The sequence below is a fragment of the Sphingopyxis sp. SE2 genome, assembly GCF_032227185.1.
In the GTDB taxonomy this organism is placed as follows: Bacteria; Pseudomonadota; Alphaproteobacteria; order Sphingomonadales; family Sphingomonadaceae; genus Sphingopyxis.
Genome location: NZ_JAPMXW010000001.1, coordinates 133,651 through 158,924, shown reverse-complemented (window position 1 = coordinate 158,924; position 25,274 = coordinate 133,651). Strand labels below are relative to the sequence as shown.

General features: G+C 65.5%; 21 protein-coding genes and 1 tRNA gene. 15 read left to right on the top strand and 7 right to left on the bottom strand.

The features are described 5' to 3' along the window. Positions 1-84 precede the first annotated feature (84 nt). A complete protein-coding gene (locus OVY29_RS00650) occupies positions 85-1,482 on the bottom strand; it encodes a methyl-accepting chemotaxis protein (RefSeq protein WP_037554357.1) in 1,398 nt (465 codons plus the stop codon). A gap of 562 nt (positions 1,483-2,044) precedes the next feature. Between OVY29_RS00650 and OVY29_RS00645 the strand changes: the two genes are divergently transcribed. Genes OVY29_RS00645 through OVY29_RS00630 form a run of 4 tightly spaced genes read left to right on the top strand, consistent with a single transcriptional unit; the run spans position 2,045 to position 6,394 of the window. Next, positions 2,045-3,223: a vWA domain-containing protein gene (locus tag OVY29_RS00645; RefSeq protein ID WP_037554356.1), complete on the top strand. Its 1,179-nt coding sequence runs from the start codon at positions 2,045-2,047 to the stop codon at positions 3,221-3,223. 3 nt (positions 3,224-3,226) lie between these two features. After that, positions 3,227-4,726 carry an amidohydrolase family protein gene (locus tag OVY29_RS00640; RefSeq protein ID WP_037554355.1) on the top strand — a complete coding sequence of 500 codons (1,500 nt, stop codon included), beginning with the start codon at positions 3,227-3,229 and terminating at the stop codon, positions 4,724-4,726. A 2-nt stretch (positions 4,727-4,728) separates the two neighbouring features. After that, a complete protein-coding gene (locus OVY29_RS00635) occupies positions 4,729-5,535 on the top strand; it encodes a lipid II flippase Amj family protein (RefSeq protein ID WP_037554354.1) in 807 nt (268 codons plus the stop codon). Next, complete coding sequence (locus tag OVY29_RS00630) at positions 5,528-6,394, top strand: DUF817 domain-containing protein (protein ID WP_037554353.1); 867 nt, start codon at positions 5,528-5,530, stop codon at positions 6,392-6,394. The genes OVY29_RS00635 and OVY29_RS00630 overlap by 8 nt, the downstream gene beginning before the upstream one ends. 94 nt (positions 6,395-6,488) lie before the next feature. Here the strand turns inward: OVY29_RS00630 and OVY29_RS00625 are convergent, their stop codons facing one another. The 3 genes from OVY29_RS00625 to OVY29_RS00615 are packed head-to-tail and all read right to left on the bottom strand — an operon-like array spanning position 6,489 to position 9,498. Continuing rightward, a complete protein-coding gene (locus OVY29_RS00625; RefSeq protein ID WP_037554351.1) occupies positions 6,489-7,739 on the bottom strand; it encodes a M24 family metallopeptidase in 1,251 nt (416 codons plus the stop codon). Positions 7,740-7,744: 5 nt separating this feature from the next. Next, the gene (locus OVY29_RS00620; protein WP_037554349.1) at positions 7,745-8,953 is read right to left on the bottom strand and encodes an exo-beta-N-acetylmuramidase NamZ domain-containing protein; all 1,209 of its coding nucleotides are present in this window, start codon (positions 8,951-8,953) and stop codon (positions 7,745-7,747) included. Next, positions 8,950-9,498 (bottom strand): DOMON-like domain-containing protein, encoded by a 549-nt coding sequence (locus tag OVY29_RS00615; protein WP_037554347.1) that lies wholly within the window; start codon positions 9,496-9,498, stop codon positions 8,950-8,952. The genes OVY29_RS00620 and OVY29_RS00615 overlap by 4 nt, the downstream gene beginning before the upstream one ends. A 41-nt stretch (positions 9,499-9,539) precedes the next feature. Here OVY29_RS00615 and tyrS point away from each other — a divergent pair, with 41 nt between their 5' ends. Together tyrS and OVY29_RS00605 are read left to right on the top strand one after the other, a co-directional pair. Next, positions 9,540-10,766 carry a tyrosine--tRNA ligase gene (gene tyrS, locus OVY29_RS00610; protein WP_313910642.1) on the top strand — a complete coding sequence of 409 codons (1,227 nt, stop codon included), beginning with the start codon at positions 9,540-9,542 and terminating at the stop codon, positions 10,764-10,766. 75 nt (positions 10,767-10,841) lie between these two features. Next, on the top strand, positions 10,842-11,183 hold the full coding sequence (locus OVY29_RS00605; RefSeq protein WP_037554343.1) for a PilZ domain-containing protein: 342 nt from the start codon (positions 10,842-10,844) through the stop codon (positions 11,181-11,183). On the opposite strand, the gene recG is transcribed toward OVY29_RS00605, so the two are convergent. Then, the gene (recG, locus tag OVY29_RS00600; protein ID WP_037554341.1) at positions 11,180-13,246 is read right to left on the bottom strand and encodes an ATP-dependent DNA helicase RecG; all 2,067 of its coding nucleotides are present in this window, start codon (positions 13,244-13,246) and stop codon (positions 11,180-11,182) included. The two genes, OVY29_RS00605 and recG, sit on opposite strands and share 4 nt — an antisense overlap. A 231-nt stretch (positions 13,247-13,477) precedes the next feature. Between recG and OVY29_RS00595 the strand changes: the two genes are divergently transcribed. Together OVY29_RS00595 and mfd are read left to right on the top strand one after the other, a co-directional pair. Then, complete coding sequence (locus OVY29_RS00595) at positions 13,478-13,738, top strand: succinate dehydrogenase assembly factor 2 (protein WP_037554340.1); 261 nt, start codon at positions 13,478-13,480, stop codon at positions 13,736-13,738. Next, complete coding sequence (mfd, locus tag OVY29_RS00590; RefSeq protein WP_313910641.1) at positions 13,735-17,229, top strand: transcription-repair coupling factor; 3,495 nt, start codon at positions 13,735-13,737, stop codon at positions 17,227-17,229. Before OVY29_RS00595 ends, mfd begins: the two co-directional genes overlap by 4 nt. A 23-nt stretch (positions 17,230-17,252) precedes the next feature. Here mfd and OVY29_RS00585 read toward each other — a convergent pair whose 3' ends face one another. Then, the gene (locus tag OVY29_RS00585; RefSeq protein ID WP_037554339.1) at positions 17,253-18,449 is read right to left on the bottom strand and encodes a GGDEF domain-containing phosphodiesterase; all 1,197 of its coding nucleotides are present in this window, start codon (positions 18,447-18,449) and stop codon (positions 17,253-17,255) included. 53 nt (positions 18,450-18,502) lie between these two features. On the opposite strand from OVY29_RS00585, the gene moaA reads away from it, so the two are divergent. The 5 genes from moaA to OVY29_RS00560 all read left to right on the top strand — a co-directional run bounded on the left by moaA (position 18,503) and on the right by OVY29_RS00560 (position 22,183). Then, positions 18,503-19,525 (top strand): GTP 3',8-cyclase MoaA, encoded by a 1,023-nt coding sequence (gene moaA, locus OVY29_RS00580; RefSeq protein ID WP_313910640.1) that lies wholly within the window; start codon positions 18,503-18,505, stop codon positions 19,523-19,525. Positions 19,526-19,567: 42 nt separating this feature from the next. After that, positions 19,568-20,338 carry an NAD kinase gene (locus OVY29_RS00575; RefSeq protein ID WP_136173569.1) on the top strand — a complete coding sequence of 257 codons (771 nt, stop codon included), beginning with the start codon at positions 19,568-19,570 and terminating at the stop codon, positions 20,336-20,338. Between the two features lie 82 nt (positions 20,339-20,420). Further along, positions 20,421-20,495: transfer RNA gene (locus OVY29_RS00570), tRNA-Asn, on the top strand. 38 nt (positions 20,496-20,533) lie between these two features. Further along, positions 20,534-21,310, top strand: a complete 777-nt coding sequence (locus OVY29_RS00565; protein WP_052182106.1) for a hypothetical protein — start codon at positions 20,534-20,536, stop codon at positions 21,308-21,310. An 84-nt stretch (positions 21,311-21,394) separates the two neighbouring features. Further along, on the top strand, positions 21,395-22,183 hold the full coding sequence (locus OVY29_RS00560; RefSeq protein WP_313910639.1) for a hypothetical protein: 789 nt from the start codon (positions 21,395-21,397) through the stop codon (positions 22,181-22,183). Between the two features lie 63 nt (positions 22,184-22,246). Here the strand turns inward: OVY29_RS00560 and OVY29_RS00555 are convergent, their stop codons facing one another. Next, positions 22,247-24,337, bottom strand: a complete 2,091-nt coding sequence (locus OVY29_RS00555) for a TonB-dependent receptor domain-containing protein (RefSeq protein WP_313910638.1) — start codon at positions 24,335-24,337, stop codon at positions 22,247-22,249. A 114-nt stretch (positions 24,338-24,451) separates the two neighbouring features. On the opposite strand from OVY29_RS00555, the gene OVY29_RS00550 reads away from it, so the two are divergent. Then, positions 24,452-24,820 carry a MerC domain-containing protein gene (locus OVY29_RS00550; RefSeq protein ID WP_313910637.1) on the top strand — a complete coding sequence of 123 codons (369 nt, stop codon included), beginning with the start codon at positions 24,452-24,454 and terminating at the stop codon, positions 24,818-24,820. Continuing rightward, positions 24,813-25,253 (top strand): hypothetical protein, encoded by a 441-nt coding sequence (locus tag OVY29_RS00545; RefSeq protein ID WP_313910636.1) that lies wholly within the window; start codon positions 24,813-24,815, stop codon positions 25,251-25,253. Before OVY29_RS00550 ends, OVY29_RS00545 begins: the two co-directional genes overlap by 8 nt. Positions 25,254-25,274: the final 21 nt, after the last annotated feature.

The following is a 25,274-nucleotide window of genomic DNA, read 5'->3' as shown; positions in this document are numbered from 1 at the left end:
GGGCTATTGGCGCAAGATCGCGGCCCCTCCACCACCCTTCGGGCGGTCCCCCTCCCATGGCTTCGCCACAGGGAGGATCAATCATTAGAGCTGGTACGCGACCTCGACATCGCCCCAGCGGCGGCCGCCGATCACCGCCGGCATATAGACGTTGCGCACGGTCAGATAGTTGATGCCGTCGCCTTCCTGCCGATAGACAGTCATGAAGAAGGGGGCGGTGCTGCGCTTCGCCGCGGCGTCGGTCTCGTCGTAAAGGATGCGGCCGTTGCGGCAGTGCGCCGTGTCATGCTCGATGTCGCCCGTGGGCGCGCGCGAGCATTCGGTTATATGCGTCGGCAGAAAGCCGTTCATGTCGCCCGCCGACGACATCTTGATTTCGGGGTGCTCGGCGACGATGCGGTCGAACAGCGGGCGCCAGTTGGCGTCGGCCCAGTCCGACAGCGTCGTGCGGAACCGTTCGGGGTTCGAATTCGGCACGCGCACATAATTGGTGTCGAAGACCTGCTCCATCGTCAGCTCGCCGCGCGCGATCGCGCGTTCGGCCAAGCCCACGAATTCGTTGCGCACCTTCGCCGCCAGTTCGACGATCGCCGAATCCTGCGGGCTCACGCCGGCCGAAATCACCGCATTGAACATGCGGTTCGACACATGCTCCATCGCCAGGATCGAATCGCGCGTGCCGTCGAGCGTCAAACTATTGTCGCGCACCGAGGCGACGACGCTGTCGAGCGCCTCGCGCACCTTCGCGCCATTGGCGTGCACCATCGCACTCGATTGCGCGATGCGGTCGCTCTGGTCGTCGAGCAGCGCGACGAGGTGCGTCGCGTCGTGCAGCGCATCGGTGATCGTTTCGAACTGCGCCTCGGCGCGGCTCGACTGTTCGACGCCCGACTGGATTTCGGCGACGAGTCCGCTCGCCTCGGTCGCGAGGCTGCCGATGCTCCGGCGGATCTCGTCGGTCGCGCCGCGCGTGTTCTGCGCCAGCTTCTTCACCTCGGCGGCGACGACGGCGAAGGTGCGCCCCGCGTCGCCGGCGCGCTCGGCCTCGATCGCGGCGTTCAATGCAAGCATGTTGGTGGTCTTCGCAATCTGTTCGATCGACTGGCTGACCTGCTGGACCTGCTCCATCACCGCCGCGAAATTGGTGACATGCGCGCCGAGCCGCGCGATCAGGTCGATCACCGAGCGGAATTCGGTCACCGCCGCATTGACGCGCTCGGCGCCGGTATCGAGTTGTTCGCACGCACGCGCCGACAGCAGCTTCGCTTCGTCGGTCGAATCGGCGATCTGGCGCTGGTCGGCCTCGAGGCTGACGACATATTCCTCAAGTCGGCCAAGCTCGCCGATCTGCCGCTCCATCTGATCGGTCGCGCGCTTGATCCGCCCCGCGGCATCGCTGCACCCCACGGCCAGTTCGCCGCAGTCGCTCGCAACCGACTGGTCGAGGATCGGCTCCGCCGGGTTGATCGGATCATATTTCATTGGCTTGCCCACGTCCCTGAATGATCGAGAAGCTATGACGCGCAATGGTTAACGCTGGGTCAATGGAAGGACGCGCGGAGGTGTCGACTTTGGGATGGGAAGTGGATGTTGCGGCAATTTAGCCCCTCCCCTTCAGGGGAGGGGCAACGCAGACTTGGCAGCTTGCTGCCTAGTCGCAGTGGGGTGGGGGCCATCGGCCTTGCGCAAGGCCGATGGCCCCCACCCCAACCCAGTATCAGGTGAAACGTCCCCCGGACGCTTCACCTGATACTCCTGAAGGGGAGGGGCTTTCTTCTCTCAATGGCAGCTTCCGGTCGAAACCGGTCGTTTGCCGCATCCCATTTTTCGCCGCAAAAATCCCTTTCCTAAAAAATCCGGCCATGATCTACCCTGCCGGATGACCCCGCCACCTCCGTGCCGCCCTATCTATTTCTGCGACAGCGATTACCCTCTCGTGCGCGCGATGAGGCGTCAACTTCGTCAACTTTCGCCCGCTGGAGCAGCTGGTTTCCGTAAACGTAAAGTGATTGCGCCGGCCGTCCCGAAAGGATAACCCTGCCCCATGTTTTTCGGCTTTCTCGACGAGCTTCGCGCTGCGGGCATTCCCGCCAGCCTGAAAGAGCATCTGATGCTGTTGGAGGCGCTCGACCGCGAGGTAATCGATCGCAGCCCCGAGCAATTCTATTACCTCTCGCGCGCGATTTACGTGAAGGACGAAGGCCAGCTCGACCGTTTCGACCAGGTGTTCAACAAGGTCTTCAAGGGCATCATTTCCGATTACGGCCAGAATCCGGTCGACGTCCCCGCCGACTGGCTGAAGGCGGTCGCCGAGAAATTCCTGACGCCCGAGGAAATGGCCGCGATCGAATCGCTCGGCGACTGGGACAAGATCATGGAGACGCTGAAAGAGCGGCTCGAGGAACAGCAGAAGCGCCACGAGGGCGGCAGCAAGTGGATCGGCACCGGCGGCACGTCGCCTTTCGGCAATTCGGGCTATAACCCCGAAGGCGTGCGGATCGGCGGCGAGAGCAAACACAAGAGAGCTTTGAAAGTCTGGGAAAAGCGCGAGTTCCAGAATCTCGACAACACCAAGGAACTCGGGACCCGCAACATCAAGATCGCGCTGCGCCGCCTGCGCAAATTCGCGCGCGAGGGCGCGGCCGACGAGCTCGACATCCCCGGCACGATCGATGGCACCGCGCGCCAGGGCTGGCTCGACATCCGCATGCGCCCCGAACGGCGCAATGCGGTTAAATTGCTGCTGTTCCTCGACGTCGGCGGATCGATGGACCCGTTCATCAAGCTGTGCGAAGAATTGTTCAGCGCCGCGACGACCGAATTCAAAAATCTCGAATTCTTCTATTTCCACAATTGCCCGTACGAAGGCGTGTGGAAGGACAACAAGCGCCGTTGGTCCGAACGCCATCAGATGTGGGATATCCTCCACAAATATGGCCATGATTACAAAGTGATCTTCGTCGGCGACGCGTCGATGAGCGCCTATGAAATCACCCATCCGGGCGGCAGCGTCGAACATTTCAACGAGGAATCGGGCGCGGTCTGGCTCCAGCGCATCACCCATGTCTATCCCGCCGCGGTGTGGCTCAACCCGGTGCCCGAGGCGCATTGGGGCTACACCCAGTCGGTGAAGCTGATCAAGCAGCTGATGAGCGACCGCATGTATCCGCTGACCCTCGCGGGCCTCGACGATGCGATGCGCGAATTGACGCGCAAGCATTGATCCATGGTCCGGCGCTGGTCGCTTCGCCTGATCAAGACGATCGGCGCGCTGTTGGCGCTGTCGCTGCTTGCCTTCGCCGTTGCGCTCGCCTGGCCGCGCGCCGCCGCGCCGCGACCCGACCACGCACCGCTGCTGCTGATCGAGGGCGCGCGTATCGTCGATGTCGAAAGCAGCACCGCGGGCGAACCCACGCGCTTGCTGGTTCGCGACGGGCGGATCGCAGCGATCGGCTCCGCCATAACGGCACCGGCGGGCGCACGGCGGATCGATGGACGCGGCAAGTGGTTGATCCCCGGCCTTTGGGACATGCACAGTCACAGCTTCCAGATATCGCCGCAATTGCATCTGCCATTACAGGTCGCAAACGGCATCACCGCGGTGCGCGACATGATGGGCTGCCCGGAAGCGAGCGACCCGCTGCTCGCCTGCCACGACGACAAGCTGCGCTGGTCGCGCGCAGCCGTGGCGGGCACGATGGCGAGTCCGCGCTTCATCGGCGACGCGAGCTTCTATTATGAAGATCCGAACCTCACCGCCGCTGCGGTCGCCGCGCGCGCTGCCACCGACAAGGCCCGCGGTGTCACGCTCCTCAAAAGCTATAACCGCCTTTCGTTGCCGGCCTGGCGCGCGCTGATCGCAGCCAGCGCCCGTCACGGCCTGCCCGTCGTCGGCCATGTCCCAAAGGCCGTTCCACTGGACGAGGCCGTTACCGGCGGTCAGCGCAGCTTCGAGCATGGTCGCATTTTCATTGAAGGCTGCGCCGCCGAGGCGCCCGCATGGCGCGCCGGGCGGCTCGACGGACTGCCGTCGCCCGCACGCCTGCGTCGCTTGCTCGCCAAGCGTGACGAGCCGGCCTGCGCCGCGATCATGATGCAGATGGCCGCACGTAAACTGGCCTTCGTCCCGACGCTCGTGACGCGCGAGGAAGATGCGCGAGCGCATGATTCCGCCCTTACCGAAGATCCGCGTCTTCGCTTCGCCGATCCGCTGTCGCGCTGGGCCTATCGCGACGATGCCGGCGCGACCGCCACCAGCTATGCGGCAGCTGCCGACCGGGCGCTACTCACGCAGGCGCTGCGGCGAGCGCAAGCCGATGCGCTCGCGGCCCATCGCGCTGGCGTCTCCGTGCTGGTCGGCAGCGACACGATCATCGCCGGGCTGCGTTACCATGACGAGTTGGCGCAGCTCGCGGCGGCAGGACTGACACCGGCCGAGGTGTTGCGAGCCGCGACGATCGACGCCGCGCGCTTTGTCGGGCACGATCGCGAGCTTGGTTCGATCGCGGTCGGGAAACGCGCCGACCTCGTCCTGCTTGACGCCGATCCGCTCACTGACGTAGCAGCGAGCCGCCGTATCGCTGCGGTGCTGCTCAACGGCCATGTCTATGACCGTTCGCGGCTCGCCGCTCTCCATGATTATGTCGCGCGACAGGCCAATCATCCCGCCAACTGGGCGCGCATGATCTGGGGCTTTGCGACGAGTCCCGCGAGTTCCAGCCTGTAACGATGTTCGACCTTCCCCTCCTCACCATCTTAGCCCTCACCGGCTTCATCAACCTGATCGGCGCGCTCGCCTATGCCGCGCGTATCGCCGGCGTCCGCACGCGGCGCATCGCGATGTCGTTTGCGCTGTTCAACATCCTCGTGCTCTTCTCGCGCACCTCGAACAGCTTCCTTGGCCCCTTCCTCGCCAAGCGCATCGAGACGCGCATCCACGACGGCAGCGGTGGACAGCTCTTCTTCGACATGCAGATGGTGCTCGCCGCGGCGAGCGTCGCGACGCTGGTGGGCATATTGCTCGTCCCCACCGGCCAGCGCATGTTCGCCGCCGCGATCGGCTGGTATCAGGACAATCGTTCGACGACGAAGCTCGCACTGAAGGCGATCAGCCCGAGTGGCGTGCGCACACTCGGCCGGTCGCTTACCCTTCCCCGCCTGTCGCACCTCAGGAGCTGGAAGATGCCGAAGGGGATCGGCTGGGGGGTGCTGATCGCCAACTGCCTTGCGCAGTCGTTGCTCGCTGTCGGCGTCGTGGCGTCGCTCTACGCTGGCTATCTCGCCCCCGAATTCCGCGTCACGGCCTCGCAGCTCTCGGCGCTGATCAACGGCTTTGCGACGATCCTGCTGTTTGCCTTCATCGACCCGCAACTGTCGGTGATGACCGACGACGCGGTCGAGGGAAAGGTCGACGAGGCCGATTTCCGCCGCGCGATCACCTTCATTTCGTTGAGCCGCCTCGCCGGTACGGTGCTTGCGCAGGCGCTACTGCTTCCCGCCGCGGCGCTGATCGCATGGGTCGCCGTATATGTCTGATGCAGACAGCGGCGCGCGCAACCACAGCCGCTTTCACGCGGTCCGCGCGCAACTGGAAACGATGGCGGTCACGCCGGGACCGCGTGGCTGGTTTCTCGAATTCTGTGTCTTCGGCTTCAAGCAGGGCTGGGCGTGCCTATTCGGCGGACTGATGCTCGCGCTCTTACTCGGCACGCACCTCTTCTGGCCCGACGACGCGCCGCTGCACCGCTATGATGCGATCACGATCGGCGCGGTGCTGATCCAGCTCGGGATGCTCGCCTTCCGGCTCGAAACGCCGAAGGAAGCGCTCGTCATCCTGATCTTCCACATCGTCGGCACGGTGATGGAGCTGTTCAAGACCGCCGCGGGATCGTGGCAATATCCCGAAGCGAGCCTCCTCCACATCGGCGCGGTGCCGCTCTTCTCGGGCTTCATGTACGCCGCGGTCGGCAGCTATATCGCGCGCGTCTGGCGCATCTTCGACTTTCGTTACACGGGCTATCCGCCGGTGTGGACGAGCTATGCACTGGCAGCGGCGATCTATGTCAATTTCTTCGCGCACCACTGGACTTACGACATCCGCTGGTTCCTGTTCGCGGCGACGGCGCTGCTCTTCTGGCGTTGTCAGGTGTGGTTCCGCCCACTGCACGTCCGCCGCCGCATGCCGCTACTCGTCGGCTGGGGACTCGTCGCGCTGTTCATCTGGTTTGCGGAAAATATCGGCACCTTCGCACGCGCCTGGACCTACCCGAGCCAGAACGACGGCTGGCACATGGTCGGGGTCGAGAAGCTTGGCAGCTGGTATCTGCTGATGATCATCTCGTTCGTGCTGGTCAGTCTGGTGCAGCGGCCGAAGGGGCCGGACACCAGCTCCTAACCCGTTCGTGCTGAGCTTGTCGAAGCACCGCCCTTCTTCTTGCGACGCAAAAAACAAGAACGGCCCTTCGACAAGCTCAGGCAAACGGAGTTTTTTAGGCAAATGGCCGGTCGATCGACGGCGGCGGCTCGCTGAACCATTTCGGCCCGCTGTCGGTCATGTAGAAACAATCCTCGAGCCTGATACCGAACTCGCCGGGGATATAGATGCCGGGTTCGTTCGAGAAACACATGCCCGGTGCGAGCTTCGTCATCTCGCCGCGCACGAGGTTGACCGGCTCGTGCCCGTCGAGCCCGATGCCGTGACCGGTGCGGTGCGAGGTGCCGGGGAGCTTGTAACCGGGGCCCCAACCGAGGCTCTCATAATAAGCGCGCACCGCGTCATCGACCTTGCCCGCAGGCGTGCCGAGCTTCGCCGCGGCGAAAGCGACGTCCTGTCCCTTGCGCATCTGGTCCCACACTTGCCGCTGGCGCGGCGTCGCCTTGCCGTAAACGAAGCTGCGCGAAATATCCGACTGATAGCCATGGACCGTCGCGCCGCAGTCCATCAGCACGACCTCGCCGTCCCTCACCGCCTGCGGCTTGCCCGACCCGTGCGGATAGGCGCTCGCTTCGCCGAGCAGGATCAGCTCAAACTCGCTGCGCCCGCCGAGCGCGATGGTCGCGGCCCTCATGATCGCGCCGATGTCGGCCGGGGTCATCCCCGCTTCCACCCGCGGCGCGGTGTGGCGATAGGCGGCGAGCGTGATGTCGGCGGCGACCTGCATCAGCGCAATTTCGGCGAGTGACTTGTGCATGCGGCACCCGCGCACGACGGGCGCGCCATTGACGACGGTCGCCTCCGGCATCGCCTTTTCGAGCCCGTCGACCGCGAAATAGCGCACCGTCTCCTCGACGCCGATCCGGCCCTTCGCCAATCCGCGCTTGCCGAGCCATGCGGCGACGGCGGCGAGCGGATTCTCGTCCTCGTTCCAGGTCAGCACCTCGGCGTCGATCGCGAGGCTTTCGCGCACCGACGGCTCTTCGAAGAAGGGCGTAACGACCGCGATCTCGCCTTCGCGCGTCAGCACCGCGGCGGTCAGCCGCTCGCTGCGCGACCAGCGCACGCCGGTGAAATAGATGAGGCTCGAGCCGGGCTCGATCAGCAGCGCGCCGATGTCGTTCGCGCGCATCAACTCCTTCGCTTTCGCGATGCGCGCCATGCGCTCGGCCTTGCCGATGGGGACGGCTTTGGCGGCGAGGTTCGGCAGACCCGCCGTGTCCGCTGCAAGCGCCGATACCGGCAAGCTCGCAGCCAGCCCAGTCAGCGCCGCGGTTCCCAGAAATTGCCGCCGGTGCATCGTCATTCCCCTCACTTGTAAATCAGCAGGTCGGCGATTTCCTCGCGCCACCCCGCCTCGTCGGGCAGCGCGAGCGCGTCGAGATCGCCCGGCGCCGCGCCCGCATCGTCGACCCACTCGCGCAGGCCCGGACCGCCGTTGATCACGTCGATCGCGAGCACATCGTCGGTATATTCGTATTGGAAATCCTTGCCGCGCCAGATCGGGTAGTCGGGGTAGAGCGAACGGATCGCCTTGAAGCCCAGCGCCTGCACGCGCCACGGGCGGAAGGCGGCGTGGTCGTACCAAGCACCCTCGGCATGGATATGCACGCCGCTGTTGAGCTGCTTCATATGCTTGTGGAAGGTCGGCTCGAACCAGATGTCGCGCAGCTTGCATCCCGACAGCCATTCGGGCGCGAGGCGCTGCATTTCGGCGATCACCGCGCGCGCATCGATGTCGGGCGCGCCGAACAGTTCGAGCGGGCGCGTCGTGCCGCGGCCCTCGCTCAAGGTCGCGCCCTCGACCATCACCGTGCCGGCATAGGCGCGCGCCATGTTGAGGTTCGCAGCGTTGGGGCTGGGGTTGATCCAGACGCGCGTCGTGGGCCAGCCGAAGCCGGGGCCTTTCGGGTCCCAGCCCTCCATTTCGATCACGCGATAATCGACGTCGAGCCCGAAGTGGCGGATGAACCAGTGCCCCATCTCGCCCATCGTGAGGCCGTGGCGCATCACCATCGGCCCCGCGCCGACGAAGCTTTCCCACCGGAGCAGAAGCCGCGTGCCCTCGACAGGGCGACCCGCGGGGTTCGGACGATCGAGCACCCACACCGCCTTGCCATGCTGCGCCGCGGCTTCGAGGATGTAGAGCAGGGTCGTCACATAGGTGTAGATGCGGCAGCCGAGATCCTGCAGATCGACGAGCATCACGTCGAAGGTGTGCATCGACTGTCCCGACGGCCGCCGCACTTCGCCATAAAGGCTGAACACCGGCATGCCATAAGTCGGATCGGTGAAGTCGGGCGACTCCATCATATTGTCCTGCAGGTCGCCGCGTACGCCATGCTGCGGCCCGAACACCGCCGTGATGTCGATCCCGGCCGCGACGAGCGCATCGAGGCTGTGGGTCAGGTCGGCGGTGACCGAGGCGGGATGCGCGAGCAGCGCGACGCGCTTTCCCTGAAGCGGCGTGCGAAGCGCGGGGTCGGCGAGCAGGCGGTCGATACCGAAAAGGGTCGTCATGCCCGTCCGCGTGCCTCAAGCGTCAGCGCAAAGCAATCGGGATGATGGAAGTCGGGCTTGCCCGGCGGATGCGCGAGCGCCCAATAGCTTTTAGTGCCGTCGAGCTCCTCGATCACCGCCGACAGCGCGAGCTTCGCACCGATGTCGGGAAAGATGCCAGGTTCGACGCGCAGCGCATAGCTTTGCTCGCCGCGCTCGGCGACCATTTCCCACGGCGCGAGTTCGTCGGAGCGCAGCAGCGAGCGATAATCGTCAAACTGGTAACAGGCCCAGCGCCCATCGGGACCATAGTTGAATTCGGTATAGTCGGGCTGGCCCTCCTCCGTCAGGAAGGCCTCGAAACAGGTGCTTTCCCACAGGCAATCGGTCGCGCTGTCGGCGATGACCAGTTCGCCCTCACCGTGGGGCAGCACGAGGTCGGCGATCGATCCGTCGACGACGTAGCGCAGCGCGAAACCGTCCTCGAACGACAGGCTGACCTCGACCGCGACCGACCGCACCGCCTTGGCCGGCGTATCGGGGTGACAGATCAGCTCCTTGCGCATGCTATCCAAATATCAAACCCCATGTTATGCGCCCGCCCGCTATGACGAACTATAAATCCGACCTGCTGCGCCTTCTCGACGAGCGAGGCTATATCCATCAGACGACCGACGCGGAAGGGCTCGATGCGCTCGCGGCGAAACAGGTCGTCCCCGGATATATCGGCTTCGACGCAACCGCGCCGTCGCTGCACGTCGGCAGCCTCGTCCAGATCATGATGCTGCGCCGCCTGCAACAGACGGGCCACAAGCCCGTCGTGCTGATGGGCGGCGGGACGACGCGGATCGGCGACCCGACCGGGCGCGACGAAAGCCGCAAGATGCTGTCGGACGAGACGATCGCCGCGAACATCGCCTCGATCTTCAGCATTTTCCAGCAATTCCTCACCTTCGGCGACGGTCCGACCGACGCGGTGATGGTCGACAATCAGGACTGGCTCGGCCAGCTCGGCTATATCGAGCTGCTGCAGGAAGTCGGCACCCACTTCACGATCAACCGCATGATGACCTTCGATTCGGTCAAGTTGCGGCTCGAACGCGAGCAGCCGATGACCTTCCTCGAATTCAACTACATGATCCTGCAGGGTTATGATTTCCGCCATCTGTCCAAGAATATGGGCGTTCGGCTCCAGATGGGCGGGTCGGATCAGTGGGGCAATATCGTCAACGGCATGGAGCTGGGCCGCCGCATGGACGGCGCCGACCTCTTTGGCCTGACGACTCCGCTGCTGACCACCGCGGCGGGGGCAAAAATGGGCAAAACCGCCGCGGGCGCGGTGTGGCTCAATCCCGAACAACTGTCCCATTTTGACTATTGGCAATATTGGCGCAACTGCGACGACCGCGACGTCGGCAAATTCCTGAAGCTGTTCACCGACCTGCCGCTGGGCGAGATCGCACGGCTCGAAGCGCTCGAAGGCGCCGAGATCAACGAGGCGAAGAAGATCCTCGCCAACGAAGCGACCGCGATGTGCCGCGGCGAAGAGGCCGCGAAGGCCGCTTCGGACACCGCGGCGCAAACCTTTGAAAAGGGGCAGATCGGCGGCGACCTTCCGCAAGCCGTCGCGCCCGCCGCAGGGATCGGCGTCGTCGATGCGCTGCGCGAACTCGGCTTTGCCGCGTCGAACAAGGAGGCCCGCCGCAAGCTCGACGAGGGCGCGGTCAAGGTCGACGGGACCGTCGTTCGCGACCCGCAACATTTGATCCAGCCGGGCGAAACGCCGGTTCCGCTGAGCCTCGGGTCAAAAAAACATGGCCTTGTGGTGCGGTAACGCGCACAAAAGCGTTTACCACTTCTTCAGCAATCGGATGGATCGTCCATGGCAAAATCAACAAGGTCCACGAACATGCGCAAGATCGACACGAGCAAGGCCCATTATATCGGGCTCGACCAGCGGATCGCTCCGCGTAGCGACGTCTATTGCCGTCTGCCCTTCGTGATGCCCGACGGACGGCAGGAAATGTGCACCTGTGTCAACATCAGCGCCGACGGCATGCTGATGCGCTTCGAACGCGGGCTGGAGATCGGCGACCTCGTCATATTCCGCATGCCGATCATCGGGCGCACCGCCGCGAAGGTCGTCTGGTCGCTCGGCGGCAAGACCGGCGTGCAGTTCGACAAGTCGATCTCGGTCGAGGATTATCTGCCGATGATCCGCGCCATGGGCGCCAGAGGCGACGTAAACTAACCGCTTCTGAGCAGTGGCACCGCCGCATCGCGTTCGAACAGGTAAAGGCAGAGCCGCACCGCCTCGGCCCGCGCGCCCTCCATCCCGCCGTCGCGCTCGACGAACAGCCGCGCGTCGTCGTGCGCGACCGGTAGCAGTCGCACCAGCTGTTCGGGCGTCGCGAGCCGGTAATCGGCATCGCCAGATTGCTTGAGCCCGAGCAGTTCGCCGCCGCCGCGCAATTCCAGATCCTTCTCGGCAATCACGAAGCCGTCGTTGGTATCGCGCATCAGCGCCAGCCGCTCGCGCGCGGTCTCCGACAGATTTTGTGAGCGGAGCAGCAGGCACACCGATTTCGCGGCGCCACGCCCCACGCGGCCGCGCAGTTGGTGCAGCTGCGCCAGCCCGAAATTTTCGGCATGTTCGACGATCATCAGGCTCGCGGCGGGGACATCGACGCCGACCTCGATCACCGTGGTCGCGACGAGCACCCCGATTTCGCCTGCCTGGAAGCGCGCCATGACCTCGTCCTTCTCGGGGCCCTTCATCCGGCCGTGGACAAGCCCGACGCGCGCATCGCCCAGCCGCTCGCGAAGCAACGCTGCCCGATCCTCGGCCGCCGCCAGTTCGCTCCCTTCGCTTTCGGCAACGAGCGGGCACACCCAATAGGCCTGCGCGCCCGTGGCGAGGTGGCGGTCGAGCGAGTCCACGACATCGTCGAGCCGGTCGAGCGAGATGACGCGCGTATCGACGGGGGTGCGGCCGGGGGGCATTTCGTCGATCTGCGACACGTCCATCTCGCCATGGTTGGCGAGTTGCAGCGTGCGCGGGATCGGCGTCGCGGTCATCACGAGCAGATGCGGCGGACGCGCCGCCTTTTGGGTCAGCATCAACCGCTGCGCGACGCCGAAGCGATGCTGTTCGTCGACGACGACAAGCGCGAGGTCCCGGTAATTCACCGCCTGCTGGAAGATCGCGTGGGTGCCCACGAGAATGTCGATGCTGCCGTCGGCGAGCCCCATCAGCGTCGATTCGCGCGCCTTGCCCTTGTCGCGCCCGGTCAGGATCGCGAGATTGACGGGCAGGCCGGACAGCATGCGCTGCAAGGTCGCAAAATGCTGGCGCGCGAGGATTTCGGTCGGCGCGAGCAGCGCCGCTTGCGTCCCCGCCTCGACCGCCGACAGCATCGCGCGCAAGGCGACGAGCGTTTTGCCCGACCCGACGTCGCCCTGCAGCATCCGCAGCATCGGCGTGTCCTGCGCCATGTCGCCCGCAATCTCGCGCCCGACGCGTTCTTGCGCGCCGGTCAGCCCAAACGGCAGCTTGAGCGCAGCGGTGAGCCGCCCGTCGCCGACGATCGGCCGCCCCTTGCGCGTGCGGAGCCCCTGCCGGATCAGCATGAGCGCGACCTGGCTCGCGAAAATCTCGTCATAGGCGAGCCGGTCGCGCGCCGCCTCGTCGCGCGGGCTGGCGTGGGCGCGCTCCATCGCCTCGTTCCACGCGGGCCATCCGCGCGTCGCGAGCAAGGGGGCGTCGATCCACTCGGCCAGCTCGGGACGGCGTTCGAGCGCGACCTGACCCAGCTGCGATAGCCGCGCGTTGGTCAGGCCCTCGGTCAGCGGATAGACGGGCTCATGCTCGGCGATTCCCGCTTCGTCGCCCGGCTCGGCGACATGGTCGGGATGCACAATCTGGCGCATGTCGCCGTAGAGGTCGAGTCGGCCCGACACACGGCGTTTTTCGCCGAGCGGAAAAAGCTTGCGCGCCAGCCCCGATGTCCGCCCGAAATAGACGAGCCGGACATGATCGCCCGCGCTGTCGAACGCCTCGACCCCAAAGGGCGCGCGCGGGGACCGGCCCGGCCGGTAATCCTGCGCGGTCAGTTCGACGATGATCGTCTGCCCCGCCTGCGCCTGATCGAGCCGGTCGACCGGGAAGCGCGAGATCAGCCCCGTCGGCAGGTGAAACAGCACATCGACCACGCGCTCGAGCCCCAGCCGCGTCAGCGGCTTGGCAAGCTGCGGCCCGACGCCTTTGAGGTCGGTGAGCGCGGCAAAGAGCGGATTGAGGATTTCGGGTCGCATGGATCATCATGTCTAACGCTGACAGCGCAAAGTTGCACCCCCTCTCCCCTTGCGGGAGAGGGCAGCGACACTTACGAGCTTGCTCGTTAGTCGCAGCGGGTGAGGGGTAGCGCTTGCAAAGCAAGCGCGCGCTCGCCATGCGAGCGCTCACCCTCATCCAACTTCGCCTAGGCGCTTTGCGCCAAGGCTTCGTATCCTTCTCCCGTCAAGGGAGAAGGGAAAGAGAAATAGATGACCGACCGCCTCAAACGCCTGAAATTCCGCGCCTGGCACCGCGGCACGCGCGAGGCCGATTATATGATCGGAGGCTTCTTCGACCGCTATTCGGCCGGCTGGAGCGAGGAGGAGATCGCTTGGTTCGAAATCGTCGTCGAGGAAGACGACGTCGACATCATGGCATGGGCGCTCGGCACCGGCCATCCGCCGACGCATCTCGACCGCCCCGATATGATCGCGGCGATGCGCCGGCTGGACTATATCCCGCTGCCATGACCCGGAGTGCCGCCGACATATTCGCCGCCATCGCGTCGGCCCCGGCGCCGCTGACGCTGGCGCGCACCGCCGACGGTTTCCTGCCGCTGCTGCTTGCCGACCTTGCGCGCGCCAGCGACAAGCGCCTCGTCTATGTCGCGACCGACGATGCGGCGATGCAGGCGGTCGCCGATGCCGCCCCCTTCTTCGCGCCCGACCTGATCGTCCACCGCTTCCCCGCATGGGACTGCCTGCCCTATGACCGCGCGGGGCCGTCGATGCGCGTCAGCGCAGACCGGCTTGCGACGCTCTCGGCGCTGCAACTTCCCGCGAAGCGCGGCGAGTTGATCCTCACGACCGTCGCTGCAATCACCCAGCGCACGCTCACCCCGTTCCGCATCCGCCAGCTCGCGACGACGCTTGCCCCGGGACAGCGGATCGACCGCGACGCGCTCGCCGAGCTACTCGTATCGAACGGCTTCAGCCGCGTCGACACCGTCGCCGATCAGGGCGAGTTCGCGGTGCGCGGCGGCATTCTCGACCTGTTCCCGGCGGGCGAGGAAAATGGCCTGCGCGTCGATTTCTTCGGCGACGAGATCGAGAGCATCCGCCGCTTCGACCCCGCCGACCAGCGCAGCCTCGGCCCCGCAAAGGCGCTGCAACTGCTCCCCGCCAGCGAAACCTTGCTCGACGAAGCGACGATCAAGCGTTTCCGCTCCGGCTATCGCGACCTGTTCGGCGCACAGGCGACTGGCGACCCGCTCTATCAGGCCGTCAGCGACGGCCGGCGTCAGGCGGGCATGGACCATTGGCTGCCCTTGTTCGAGGAACGGCTGGCGACGCTGTTCGACCATATCGATCCCGCGGCGCCGGTGCTGCGCGGCCATCGCACCGAAGCGACCGCCGAGACGCGCTTTGCCGCGATCGCCGACTATCATGCCAACCGCGTCGCCGCCGAGCGCGAGTCGCCGGGAAGCTATCGCCCGCTCGCGCCCGAAAGGCTCTATCTGACCGAGGCCGAATGGATCGGGGCGGCCCGCGAGCGTCCGATCCATGTCGTGACCCCCTTCGACGTGCCCCCGTCGGCAACGGTCGTCGATCTCGAAACCTTCGCCGCGCGCGATTTCACGCCCGAGCGCACCGCCGACGAAAATGTCTACACAAAGGTCGCCGACCATCTGTCGGACGAGCGTCGCAAGGGCCGCAAGACGATCATCGCCAGCTATTCGGGCGGCGCGCGCGAGCGATTGTCGGGCTTGCTGCGGGACCACGGCGTCACCTCTCTCGCCCCCGTGGACAGCTGGCAGGATGCGCTCGGCACAGCTTCGTCCGAAAGCGGCGGCGCGACCGCGATGGTCGTCCTGCCGCTCGACCATGGCTTTGCGAGCGACGCGGTCAGCCTGCTCACCGAGCAGGATATCCTCGGCGAGCGCCTCGTTCGGCGTCAGAAGCGCCGCAAGAGCGCCGACGCCTTCCTCGCCGAACTCGCGACGCTCAGCGTCGGCGACCTCGTCGTCCACCTCGATCATGGTATCGGGCGTTACGAGGGCCTGACGCAAATCCCGGTCGGGAGCAGCCCGCACGATTGCGTCGCGCTCACTTATTCGGGCGGCGACAAGCTCTACGTCCCCGTCGAGAATCTCGATGTCCTCTCGCGCTACGGCGGCGAGAGCGACGGGGTCGCGCTCGACAAGCTCGGCGGCGAAGCCTGGCAGCGCCGCAAGGCGCGGATGAAGGAACGCATCCGCGAGATCGCGGGCGAACTGCTCGCGACCGCGGCGCAGCGCGCGCTGCGTTCGGGCGAATTGCTCGCGCAGGATGCTGCCTATCCCGCCTTCGCCGACCGTTTTCCCTATCAGGAGACCGACGATCAGGACCGCGCGATCGGCGACGTGCTCGCCGACATGGCGTCGGGGCGCCCGATGGACCGGCTCGTGTGCGGCGATGTCGGCTTCGGCAAGACCGAGGTGGCGCTGCGCGCGGCTTTCGTCGCCGCGATGGCGGGGGTGCAAGTCGCGGTCGTTGTCCCGACAACGTTGCTTGCGCGCCAGCATTACACCAATTTCGTCGAGCGCTTCAAAGGCTTCCCGGTCAACATCGGGCGCCTCTCGCGTCTCGTTCCCGCGAGCGAAGCGCAAAAGACGCGCGACGGCCTCGCGAGCGGTCAGATCGATATCGTCGTCGGCACCCATGCGGTGATCGCCAAGGCCGTCGAGTTCAAGAATCTCGGCCTCGTCATCGTCGACGAGGAGCAGCGTTTCGGCGTCGTCCACAAGGAGCGGCTGAAGCAGCTCAAGGCCGACGTCCACGTCCTGACGCTGACCGCAACGCCGATCCCGCGCACGCTCCAGATGGCGATGTCGGGCCTCCGCGAACTCAGCGTGATCCAGACGCCGCCGGTCGACCGGCTTGCGGTGCGGACTTACGTCGCGCCGTGGGATCCGGTCGTGATCCGCGAGGCACTGCTCCGCGAACACGACCGCGGCGGGCAGAGTTTCTTCGTTACCCCGCGGATCAAGGACCTTCCCGACATCGAGGAGTTCCTGCGCACGCGCGTGCCCGAGATCAAATATGTCGTCGCGCACGGCCAGATGGGCGCGCAAGAGGTCGAGGAGCGGATGAGCGCTTTCTACGACCGCAAATATGACGTGCTCGTATCGACGACGATCGTCGAGAGCGGGCTCGACATTCCGAGCGCGAACACGCTGATCGTCCACCGAGCCGACCGTTTCGGGCTCGCGCAACTCTATCAGCTGCGCGGCCGCGTCGGGCGCTCGAAGACGCGGGCCTATGCCTATCTCACGACGCTCGAAGGCGGCGCGATCACCGACACCGCCGAGAAGCGGCTAAAATTGCTCGGCGATCTCGACACGCTCGGCGCGGGCTTCCAGCTCGCGAGCCACGACCTCGACATTCGCGGCGCGGGCAACCTCGTCGGCGACGAGCAGTCGGGGCATATCCGCGAGGTCGGATTCGAGCTGTACCAGTCGATGCTCGAGGAGGCCATTTTGGTGGCCAAGGCCGAGGGCATGGGCGCCGCGCCGCCGCGCGAGGCGCTGTCGCCGGTCATCACCGTCGACGCGCCGATCCTGATCCCCGAGGATTATGTCCCCGACCTGCCGCTGCGCATGGCACTCTATCGCCGCCTCAACGAAGCGAGCGACCGGCCGGCGCTCGATGCCTTCGCCGCCGAGATGATCGACCGCTTCGGCCCGCTGTCGCCCGAGACCGCGAACCTCATTCAGCTGATGGAGATCAAGGCGAACGCCAAGCTCGCGGGCATCGCCAAGCTCGACGTGGGGACCAAGGGCGCGCTGATCAGCTTCCACGGCGACCAGTTCGCCAACGTCCCCGGCCTGATCGCCTATGTCGAACGGCTGAAGGGCCGCGCGCGCATCCGCCCCGACAACAAGCTGTCGATCAGCGGCGACTGGGTGAGCACCGGTGCGCGGCTCAACGGTGCGCTGCAATTGTCGAAAGGATTGGGCAAGCTGGCGAAGCAGACTTCATAACGTCGCCTTCGCGGGGGCGACGGCTATTCCATCAACCCAAGCAGTTGATCCCCCGGCACTGGCCCCGATTTCAGGAATCCCTGCCAGGTCGCAACGCCGAGTTCCTTCAGCCGTTCCAGCTGGCGCTCCTTCTCGATCCCCTCGGCAACCACGAGTAGCCCGAGAGCGCGCGCGAGATCGACGATCGCGCGCACGACGATGCGGTCGCGGTCGCTGCCGTCGATCGTGCGGGTAAAGCCGCTGTCGATCTTGAGATAATCGATCGGCAGCCGCGCGAGCAGCGACAGGCTGGAATAGCCGGTGCCGAAATCGTCGATAGCGATCGCGACGCCGAGCGCGCGAATCTGCGCCAGCTGGTCGGCGGCACTCGCCGGATCGCTGAGCATCGCCTGTTCGGTCAGTTCGAGCGTCAGCCGGTCGGGATCCACCCTCGCCGCCTTTGCCATCGCCGCGAAGCGCCCGGCGAATTCGGGGTCACCAAGGTCGGCGGCGGTGATGTTGAGCGAGACGCGCAGCTTCGCGAGCGCCTTTGGCCAGGTCGCCATTTCGGCGAGCGCGACGCGGTGCGCATGTTCGGTGAGCTCGCATTCGAGGCGTGCCGCACGCGCCGCGGTCACCAGCGGCCCGGCCCCAAGCAGCCCGAGTTCGGGATGCTGCCAGCGCAGCAGCGCCTCAACGCCCGTCATCGCGCCGGTCGCCACATCATATTGCGGCTGGTAATGGATCGCGACCTCATTTCGCGACAGCGCGGCATGGACCATCACTCCGTCGCGTGCCGACGCGGGCCGCGCGAGCTGGTCACACGCTGCACCAAGTTGCTCGGCGACCGATTCGCCCTGCGTGATCAGTGCAGCGGCGATGCGGATCGACAGGCGACCGTGCGGATCGCCGACGATTGGTTCGGCAAGCGCAACGTGCAGCGCGCGCTCCTGTGCGCGAAGCGCCCCGAGCGACAGCGGCGTTGCAGGAACGATCAGGAAGCGCGGCCCGTCGAGCCGGTCGACGCACGACCCTTGGCCGAACTCGTCGCTCGCAAAATTTTCCAGCCGTCGCCCGATTTCGTCGAGCACCGAATCGCCTGCTGCTGTTCCAGCGCTGTTGTTAATGCGCGCCATCTGATCGACCTGAACCAGGATGACACCGACGTCGGCGTCGTGCCGGGCGTGCAGGATTTCGAGTTTGTGGGCGCAGGCGGAAAGGGTTTCGGACAGGCGATTCATTGCCCCTTCCTAACAGGCTTTCCTTGCCAAGCTCCTGCCTTTTGCACCACAATATGTCCGTGGCTGTCTCATTATCCCACCACGCCGCGTCGTCGGCACCGTTAATCGACGGACTTGGTCGCCAGATCAGTTACTTGCGCCTGTCGGTCACCGACCGCTGCGACCTGCGCTGCCGTTATTGCATGGCCGAAGACATGACCTTCCTGCCCAGGTCGGCGGTGCTCAGCATCGAGGAAATGGCCGAACTTGCCGAGCGTTTCGTCGCACGCGGCATCCGCCGCATCCGCCTGACCGGCGGCGAGCCGCTCGTGCGGCGCGGTATCGACACGCTCGCGATGCGATTGGGGGCGCTGATCGGCCACGGCCTCGACGAGCTCACGCTGACGACCAACGCGATGCGGCTTGCCGAACATGCGTCGATGCTGGCGGCGGCAGGGGTGCGCCGTATCAACGTGAGCCTCGACACCCTCGATCCGGCGGCGTTCCGGCATATCACGCGCGTCGGCGACCTCGATGTCGCGCTGCGCGGGATCGAGGCGGCGCGCGCGGCCGGGCTGGCGATCAAGATCAACATGGTCGCGCTTGCTGGACTCAACGAGGATCAACTGCTCCCCATGCTCGATTATTGCGCGGAGACCGGCTGCGACCTCACGCTCATCGAGACGATGCCGCTCGGCGAGATCGCGGACGATCGCAGCGATCATTATATCCCGCTCCATCATTTCATCGCGCCGCTGCGCGATGCGCATGCCATTTTTCCCGTCGACAAACACACCGGTGGCCCGGCGCGCTATTTCGCGGTCGAGGACAGCCCGGTCACGCTCGGGCTGATCACGCCGCTCAGCGACAATTTCTGCGCGACGTGCAACCGCATACGCCTGACCGTCGAAGGCCGCGTCTATATGTGCCTCGGCCAGGACGATCATGTCGACCTGCGCGCAGCCTTGCGCGAAGACGGCGACGTCGACGGCTTGATTGACGCCGCATTGGCTGGCAAACCCCGCGCGCATGACTTTCATATCGAACGAGAGTCCAAACCGGCGGTCGCGCGTCATATGAGTGCAACGGGCGGCTGACAGGCCGTTCCCATATTCGAAGGCACGGGGGAACCGGACAATATGCAACGCAAGATCGCGCTTGTCGCATCGAATGCGCCCGCGGCCATGGAAGCGGAAGCCGAACTTCGCCCGCTCTACGACTTCGTCGATCTGGCGGAGGCCGACCTCTTGATCGCGCTCGGCGGCGATGGCTTCCTGCTGCACATGCTGCATCAGCTGCTCGACCAGCGCCGCAGCTTGCCCGTCTTCGGAATGAACCGCGGCACGATCGGCTTTCTGATGAACGAGTTTCGCGTCGAAGGGCTGCTCGACCGCATCGCCGCCGCGCGCCCCTATCTGATCCATCCGCTGTCGGGCGACATCACCACGATCAGCGGGGAGCGGCACATTTTGCCGGCGATCAACGAAATTTCGCTACTCCGCGAAACGCGCCAGGCCGCGAAGCTCGAAGTGATGATCAACGAAAAGACGATGCTCGAGGAATTGGCCTGCGACGGCGTGCTCGTCTCGACCCCTGCCGGATCGACTGCCTACAACCTCAGCGCGAACGGCCCGATCCTGCCGCTCGATTCGGCGATGCTCGCGCTCACGCCGATCAGCCCCTTCCGCCCGCGGCGCTGGCGCGGCGCGCTCGTCCCCGAATCGACGAGCATCCGTTTCAACGTCCGCGAGGCCGCCAAACGCCCGGTCAGCGCGGTCGCCGACCAGCGCGAGATCCGCGACGTGAAGACCGTGCTTGTCACGACTGACCGCAGCCGGCCGCTGACTTTGCTGTTCGATCCCGACCAGGGCCTCGACGAACGCATCGCGATGGAACAATTTATCGCCTGAGAGTCACAAAGCCGCCAAAACCCTCTTGATAATTATATCGGTTGGCGGCAAAGGGGCCGCCTTGTCCGCATCGGCGGCGTGTTCCTCGGTAGCTCAGCGGTAGAGCAATCGACTGTTAATCGATCGGTCGTAGGTTCGAATCCTACCCGGGGAGCCATATCTTTCCAGACTTGTGCAGGGCTACGCTGAAACACCTTGCTTCGACTGAACCCTGTTCCGGCCACGCCCTACGTCGCACAGCTCAACATCGGGGTAGGTCGCCGCACGCTTGCCATCAGCCTGGCCGTGGCGATTGCCGGACTTCTGCTGCTCATGCTCCTCTCGTGGGGGCCCGGAACGCAGCCTGACGCTGAGGAAGAGTCGATCAGCGTGGTGAGCCTCGAGGCCGCCGAGACCGCGAAAGATGCGCCCGAGCCGGACAGCCCGGAACGCCAGCAGACCGAGGAACGGACCACCTCGCCGCAGCCAGAACCCGACGAACCGCAGCCGTTGACACCGCTGCCGCCGCAAGTCCCCGAACCGCCGGCCGCGCCGCCAATGCCAGCGCCCGTCCAGCGGCCAATGCCGGCGAGTCCCCCGAAGGCCGCGCGTCCACAGGGCGGGCCGGTTTACGGACCACCCGATACAGGCCGATCATCCTCTTCGCGCGACACCGAACGCGTGGGAACGGCACCCAACGGCGAGCCGCTCTATGCGGCCGCCTGGTACCGCGAGCCGAGCGATGGCGAGTTGCGCGGCTATCTGTCCACCGCCAGCGGGCCCGGCTGGGGATTGATCGCCTGCCGCACGGCGCCCGATTACCGGGTCGAGGATTGCGTCGGGCTCGACGAATATCCGTATGGATCGCAGATCAATCGCGCGGTGCTCGCCGCGGCGTGGCAGTTTCAGGTGCGGCCTCCGCGGCTTGGCGGGCGGCCGATGGTGGGTAGCTGGGTCCGAATCCGGATCGATTACGGCACCAGGCGGCGTTGATCGTCGCTTGCGCAAGGCCGATGCGCCGCTGATTTGCCATCGGCGGGTTCGGTGTTTGATAAAGCGTCGATGATACTTTATATCATGCTAATGATATTTGATGGTGAACAGGGACAGTCGGTTTCGGGACTTTTTCAGGAAATCGAAGCCCTTCAGGATGGGCAGCCATGGGGCAAATTCCTCGATGCCGGGACGGGAACCCACTCGATCGGCTGGATCGGTTCGCTCGCCACCGAATGCTGGACCGCGGTGAGCGGCGCCGGAGCCCACGCCGCGCAGGTCGCCGATGCGATCGCGGCGAAGCGCCGCACCGCCGACCGCATCATCGTCGGCAACTGGGCCGACCCCGCGCTGCTGGCGGGCGAGCGATATGACACGGTGCTGGCGGATTACCTTCTCGGCGCAATCGACGGTTTCGCGCCCTATTTCCAGCATCGCCTGTTCGCGCGGCTGCGTCCGTTCGTCGGACGACGGCTCTATGTCGTCGGGCTGGAGCCTTATGTGACCGGCGCGCCAGATACCGAAGCGGGGCGGCTGATCTGGGAGATCGGACGCTTCCGCGATGCCTGCCTGCTCCACGCGGGCGAACAGCCCTATCGCGAATATCCGGCGCAATGGACGGTCGATCATCTCGAAGCGTCGGGCTACCGCGTCATCGCCGCCAAGCGGTTCGCGAACCGCTACAAGGAGCGTTTCGTCAACAGCCAGATCGACATGTGTGCGCCGCGGCTCGCAAGGATCGCCGACCGCGGCCTAGCGGGCGCCCTCGCTGCGCGCGGCGAGGCGTTGCGGGCCGAAGCCCTCGCGCATGTCGTACGCGAGGACGGGCTTCGCCACGGCTTCGACTATGTCCTGGCGGCCGAGCCCGTCTGAAAAGATCGGCGGAAGGAGGGGCGCGGGACCATATGCCCCTCCTTCCGGTCGCCCCCTTTGGCCCTATAAGCTCGTCCGCAACCCGAAGACGAAATTCCGTCCGCGCAGCGGCGACGCATTTTTGATGAAGGACGCGTGGTTATAGGCGAGTTCGTTGGTCAAATTCGTCGCGCGCACGAACAATTCGGCGTCGGCCTTCGGCCCGAGTGCGAGCTTGTAGGCGAGCGTCGCGTTGAGCATGTCATAGCCTGATGTGCGCGTTTCGAACGCCGCGATCCGGTCCTGTTCGAAGACGTGATAATATTCGACGTCGCCCGACAGCGGCCCCCATCGCCCGTCGGCGCGGGCGCCAAGACGGCCGGCAGGAATGCGCGGCAGGTTGCCGAGATCCCCCTTGAACTTGGCCCGCACATAATCGCCGAACAGCGACACGCCGACGGTGCCGAAATCATGCCGCACCTCACCGTCGACGCCGGTGAAGGTCGCGTCGGCGGCGGTGTAGCGGATGAGCCGGAAATCCTCGAACCGGTCGAGCGTGTTGGCGAAGATATAGTTGTCGAAATCCTGATGATAGGCCGCGATCGTAAAGGTGGTCGCGCCTTTTATCTTGCGGAAGGTCAGGTCGATCGATTTGCCGGTTTCCTTGCCGAGCGTCGCGGTGCCGAGTTCATAGGTGTTCGTGGCAAGATGGATGCCGCGCGCATAAAGCTCCTGCACATTCGGCGCGCGCTGCGAGCGCGCGAGCGACAGCGCGAGCGAATAATCGCCGCCGATGTCCCAGATCGCCGCGCCCGAAATCGAGAAGGGCTTGTGGCTGACCTCACGGTTCAGCGTCGTCTCGATCCTCTGCCATTCCTGCCGCGCCGCGAGTTCGAAGCGGGCTGGACCGGCATCGAGCGTTTCCATCAGAAAAAGCGCGGTGTTGCGCGTCTCGCTTTCGGGCAGGAACGCCTCCTCGCCGACCGCGCTGAACTTGCTTTCCGAATGCTGCACCCCGAATGCCCCACGCAGAGGGCCGATCGGCTTGTGCGCCAGTTCGAAGCGGAGCTCGTGCGCCTTGTTGCTGAAGGTCGTCGCGACCTCGTCATGCTCGATCTCGTCATGCTCATAATCGGTGAACGACAGGCGGAAGCGCACCTTTTCGAACCCGGGCAGCGGATCCTCATATTCGCTGCGGATGTCGAACCGCTCGCTGCGCAGTTTGACGAACGGCACTTCCTCATGCTCGTGGTCGTGATCATGGTCGTGATCATCATCCTCGTCGTCGTGCCCGTGCCCGCCGCAATGGAGGCTGCTGCCGTGCGGATGGCAGCCTTCATAATCGTGGCTGTGCCCGGGCAGGCCATATTCGCTCCGCTGGCGGGTGTAAGCGACCCCCAGATAGCCGCCGCTGCCAACCCATGAGCCGCCGACGGTGAAGGTCGAGGTGTCGTTGTACGATCCGTCGACATGGCGCTCGCCGAAGCCCTTCGGCACGCGATAGTCGTTCGACGAGCGATGGACGCCCTCGACGCGCAGCGCGAGCCCCTGCCCGCCGATCGTGATCCCGCCCACGAGCGACCGTTCGTCGTCCGCGGTACCGAAGCGCCCCTCGACCGTGCCCGCGATGCCGCCTTCGGGTATCGAGGTCGGCACCTTTTCGTCGAGAAGGTTAATCGCGCCGCCGATCGCGCTGCCGCCGTAAAGCAGCGCCGATGGGCCGCGCAGCACCTCGATTCCGCGCAGCAGCAAAGGTTCGGTCGTCACCGCATGGTCGGGCGAGATCGCCGACGCGTCGTGGATGCTCGCGCCGTCGGAGAGCGCCTGAACGCGCGGCGCCGTCTGGCCGCGGATCACCGGACGGCTCGCGCCGCCGCCGAAATTGTCGAAATTTATTCCCGGCTGCCCGGCGAGCGTGTCGCCGAGCGTCGCCTGACGGCGGTGAACCAGTTCCTCACCAGTCAGCGTGATCACCGGCGTTGCGGTCTCGTCGGCGCGGAGGCCGAGGACATTGGCCGAGACGACGATCTCGGGATCGGCGGTGCTGCCGGCCTGCATGAAGCCGGCGTCGGGCCCTGCAGCGGATTTGACCGCCGGCACCGTTTCGCCCGCAAAGGCGATGTGCGGAACGACCGCCGGAACCGCGGCGGACAGGAGGAGAACTCGAAACTTCACAAAAACCCCTTTCTTATCTGGACGCCGGCCGTATATGATACGTTATCTCATATCACAACCCCTCAAGGCTTTTCTTGCATGTGCGCTCTCCCCTCGCGCCCCTCGCGGCGCCAAATGACGACGAACCTCGTCGAAGGAACGGCGGTGTCGGCCTCGCTTCTCTGCCTCGGACATTGTCTGGCATTGCCGCTGATCCTGCTCGCCTTGCCGATGCTCGCCGGTACCTTTTTCGAATCGGAGGTCTTCCACATCGTGGCGGCGGTGCTGGTCGTCCCCGCGGCCGCCCTCGCGTTCCTTCTCGGCTACCGCCGGCACCGCGCCCTTCTTCCGGCACAGCTTGGGGCGGCCGGGGTCGCCTGCATCGTGGCCGCGCTGTTCCCCGTCTGGGGCGAGCCGGCGTCGGCGGGGATAACGGCGATCGGCAGCCTGTTTCTGATCGGCGGGCATCTTATCAACTGGCGGCTACGCCGGACCCTTGCCTGAGCATGGCGAGCAGATCCGCCCGCTCGGCATCGGTGCAGGTAGCAAAGATACGCGACGCGAAAATGCCAAGCGGACGCCCGCGGAGCTCGAGGAAGTCGTCATGGCAATCGTGCGTGCCAGTCCGCGGCCGCTCGGAGCCTACAGGATCGCGCGCCAAAGCCGGGTGCTCGGTGTGCCGCTGGCGCCCAATCAGGTCTATCGGATCCTCGATCGGTTGGGCGGGCGCGTCCATCGGGTCGAAACGCTGAATGCCTATTTCGAGGCCGGCGGCCAGCCCGGAGCGATAACAATCTGTCGCGGCTGCGGCCGCACCCGCACGCTCGACGCCGGATACGAGACCGAAGTCGACCGCTTGTGCCGAGCTGCAGGCTTCCGCCCGAGCCGCGTCATCGTGGAAGTCGTGGGTGTCTGTCCCGATTGCGGAGGCAAATAGCGGCGGCTCCGGTCGGCCGGT

Coding starts and splice junctions, on each gene's coding strand:
- tyrS (WP_313910642.1), top strand. CDS start 9,540: ATGACGAACTATAAATCCGACCTGCTGCGCCTTCTCGACGAGCGAGGC.
- OVY29_RS00620 (WP_037554349.1), bottom strand. CDS start 8,953: ATGACGACCCTTTTCGGTATCGACCGCCTGCTCGCCGACCCCGCGCTT.
- OVY29_RS00650 (WP_037554357.1), bottom strand. CDS start 1,482: ATGAAATATGATCCGATCAACCCGGCGGAGCCGATCCTCGACCAGTCG.
- OVY29_RS00625 (WP_037554351.1), bottom strand. CDS start 7,739: ATGACGATGCACCGGCGGCAATTTCTGGGAACCGCGGCGCTGACTGGG.
- OVY29_RS00635 (WP_037554354.1), top strand. CDS start 4,729: ATGTTCGACCTTCCCCTCCTCACCATCTTAGCCCTCACCGGCTTCATC.
- OVY29_RS00640 (WP_037554355.1), top strand. CDS start 3,227: ATGGTCCGGCGCTGGTCGCTTCGCCTGATCAAGACGATCGGCGCGCTG.
- OVY29_RS00550 (WP_313910637.1), top strand. CDS start 24,452: ATGACGACGAACCTCGTCGAAGGAACGGCGGTGTCGGCCTCGCTTCTC.
- mfd (WP_313910641.1), top strand. CDS start 13,735: ATGACCCGGAGTGCCGCCGACATATTCGCCGCCATCGCGTCGGCCCCG.
- OVY29_RS00585 (WP_037554339.1), bottom strand. CDS start 18,449: ATGAATCGCCTGTCCGAAACCCTTTCCGCCTGCGCCCACAAACTCGAA.
- OVY29_RS00595 (WP_037554340.1), top strand. CDS start 13,478: ATGACCGACCGCCTCAAACGCCTGAAATTCCGCGCCTGGCACCGCGGC.
- OVY29_RS00560 (WP_313910639.1), top strand. CDS start 21,395: ATGCTAATGATATTTGATGGTGAACAGGGACAGTCGGTTTCGGGACTT.
- recG (WP_037554341.1), bottom strand. CDS start 13,246: ATGCGACCCGAAATCCTCAATCCGCTCTTTGCCGCGCTCACCGACCTC.
- OVY29_RS00630 (WP_037554353.1), top strand. CDS start 5,528: ATGTCTGATGCAGACAGCGGCGCGCGCAACCACAGCCGCTTTCACGCG.
- OVY29_RS00615 (WP_037554347.1), bottom strand. CDS start 9,498: ATGCGCAAGGAGCTGATCTGTCACCCCGATACGCCGGCCAAGGCGGTG.
- OVY29_RS00575 (WP_136173569.1), top strand. CDS start 19,568: ATGCAACGCAAGATCGCGCTTGTCGCATCGAATGCGCCCGCGGCCATG.
- OVY29_RS00645 (WP_037554356.1), top strand. CDS start 2,045: ATGTTTTTCGGCTTTCTCGACGAGCTTCGCGCTGCGGGCATTCCCGCC.
- moaA (WP_313910640.1), top strand. CDS start 18,503: ATGTCCGTGGCTGTCTCATTATCCCACCACGCCGCGTCGTCGGCACCG.
- OVY29_RS00605 (WP_037554343.1), top strand. CDS start 10,842: ATGCGCAAGATCGACACGAGCAAGGCCCATTATATCGGGCTCGACCAG.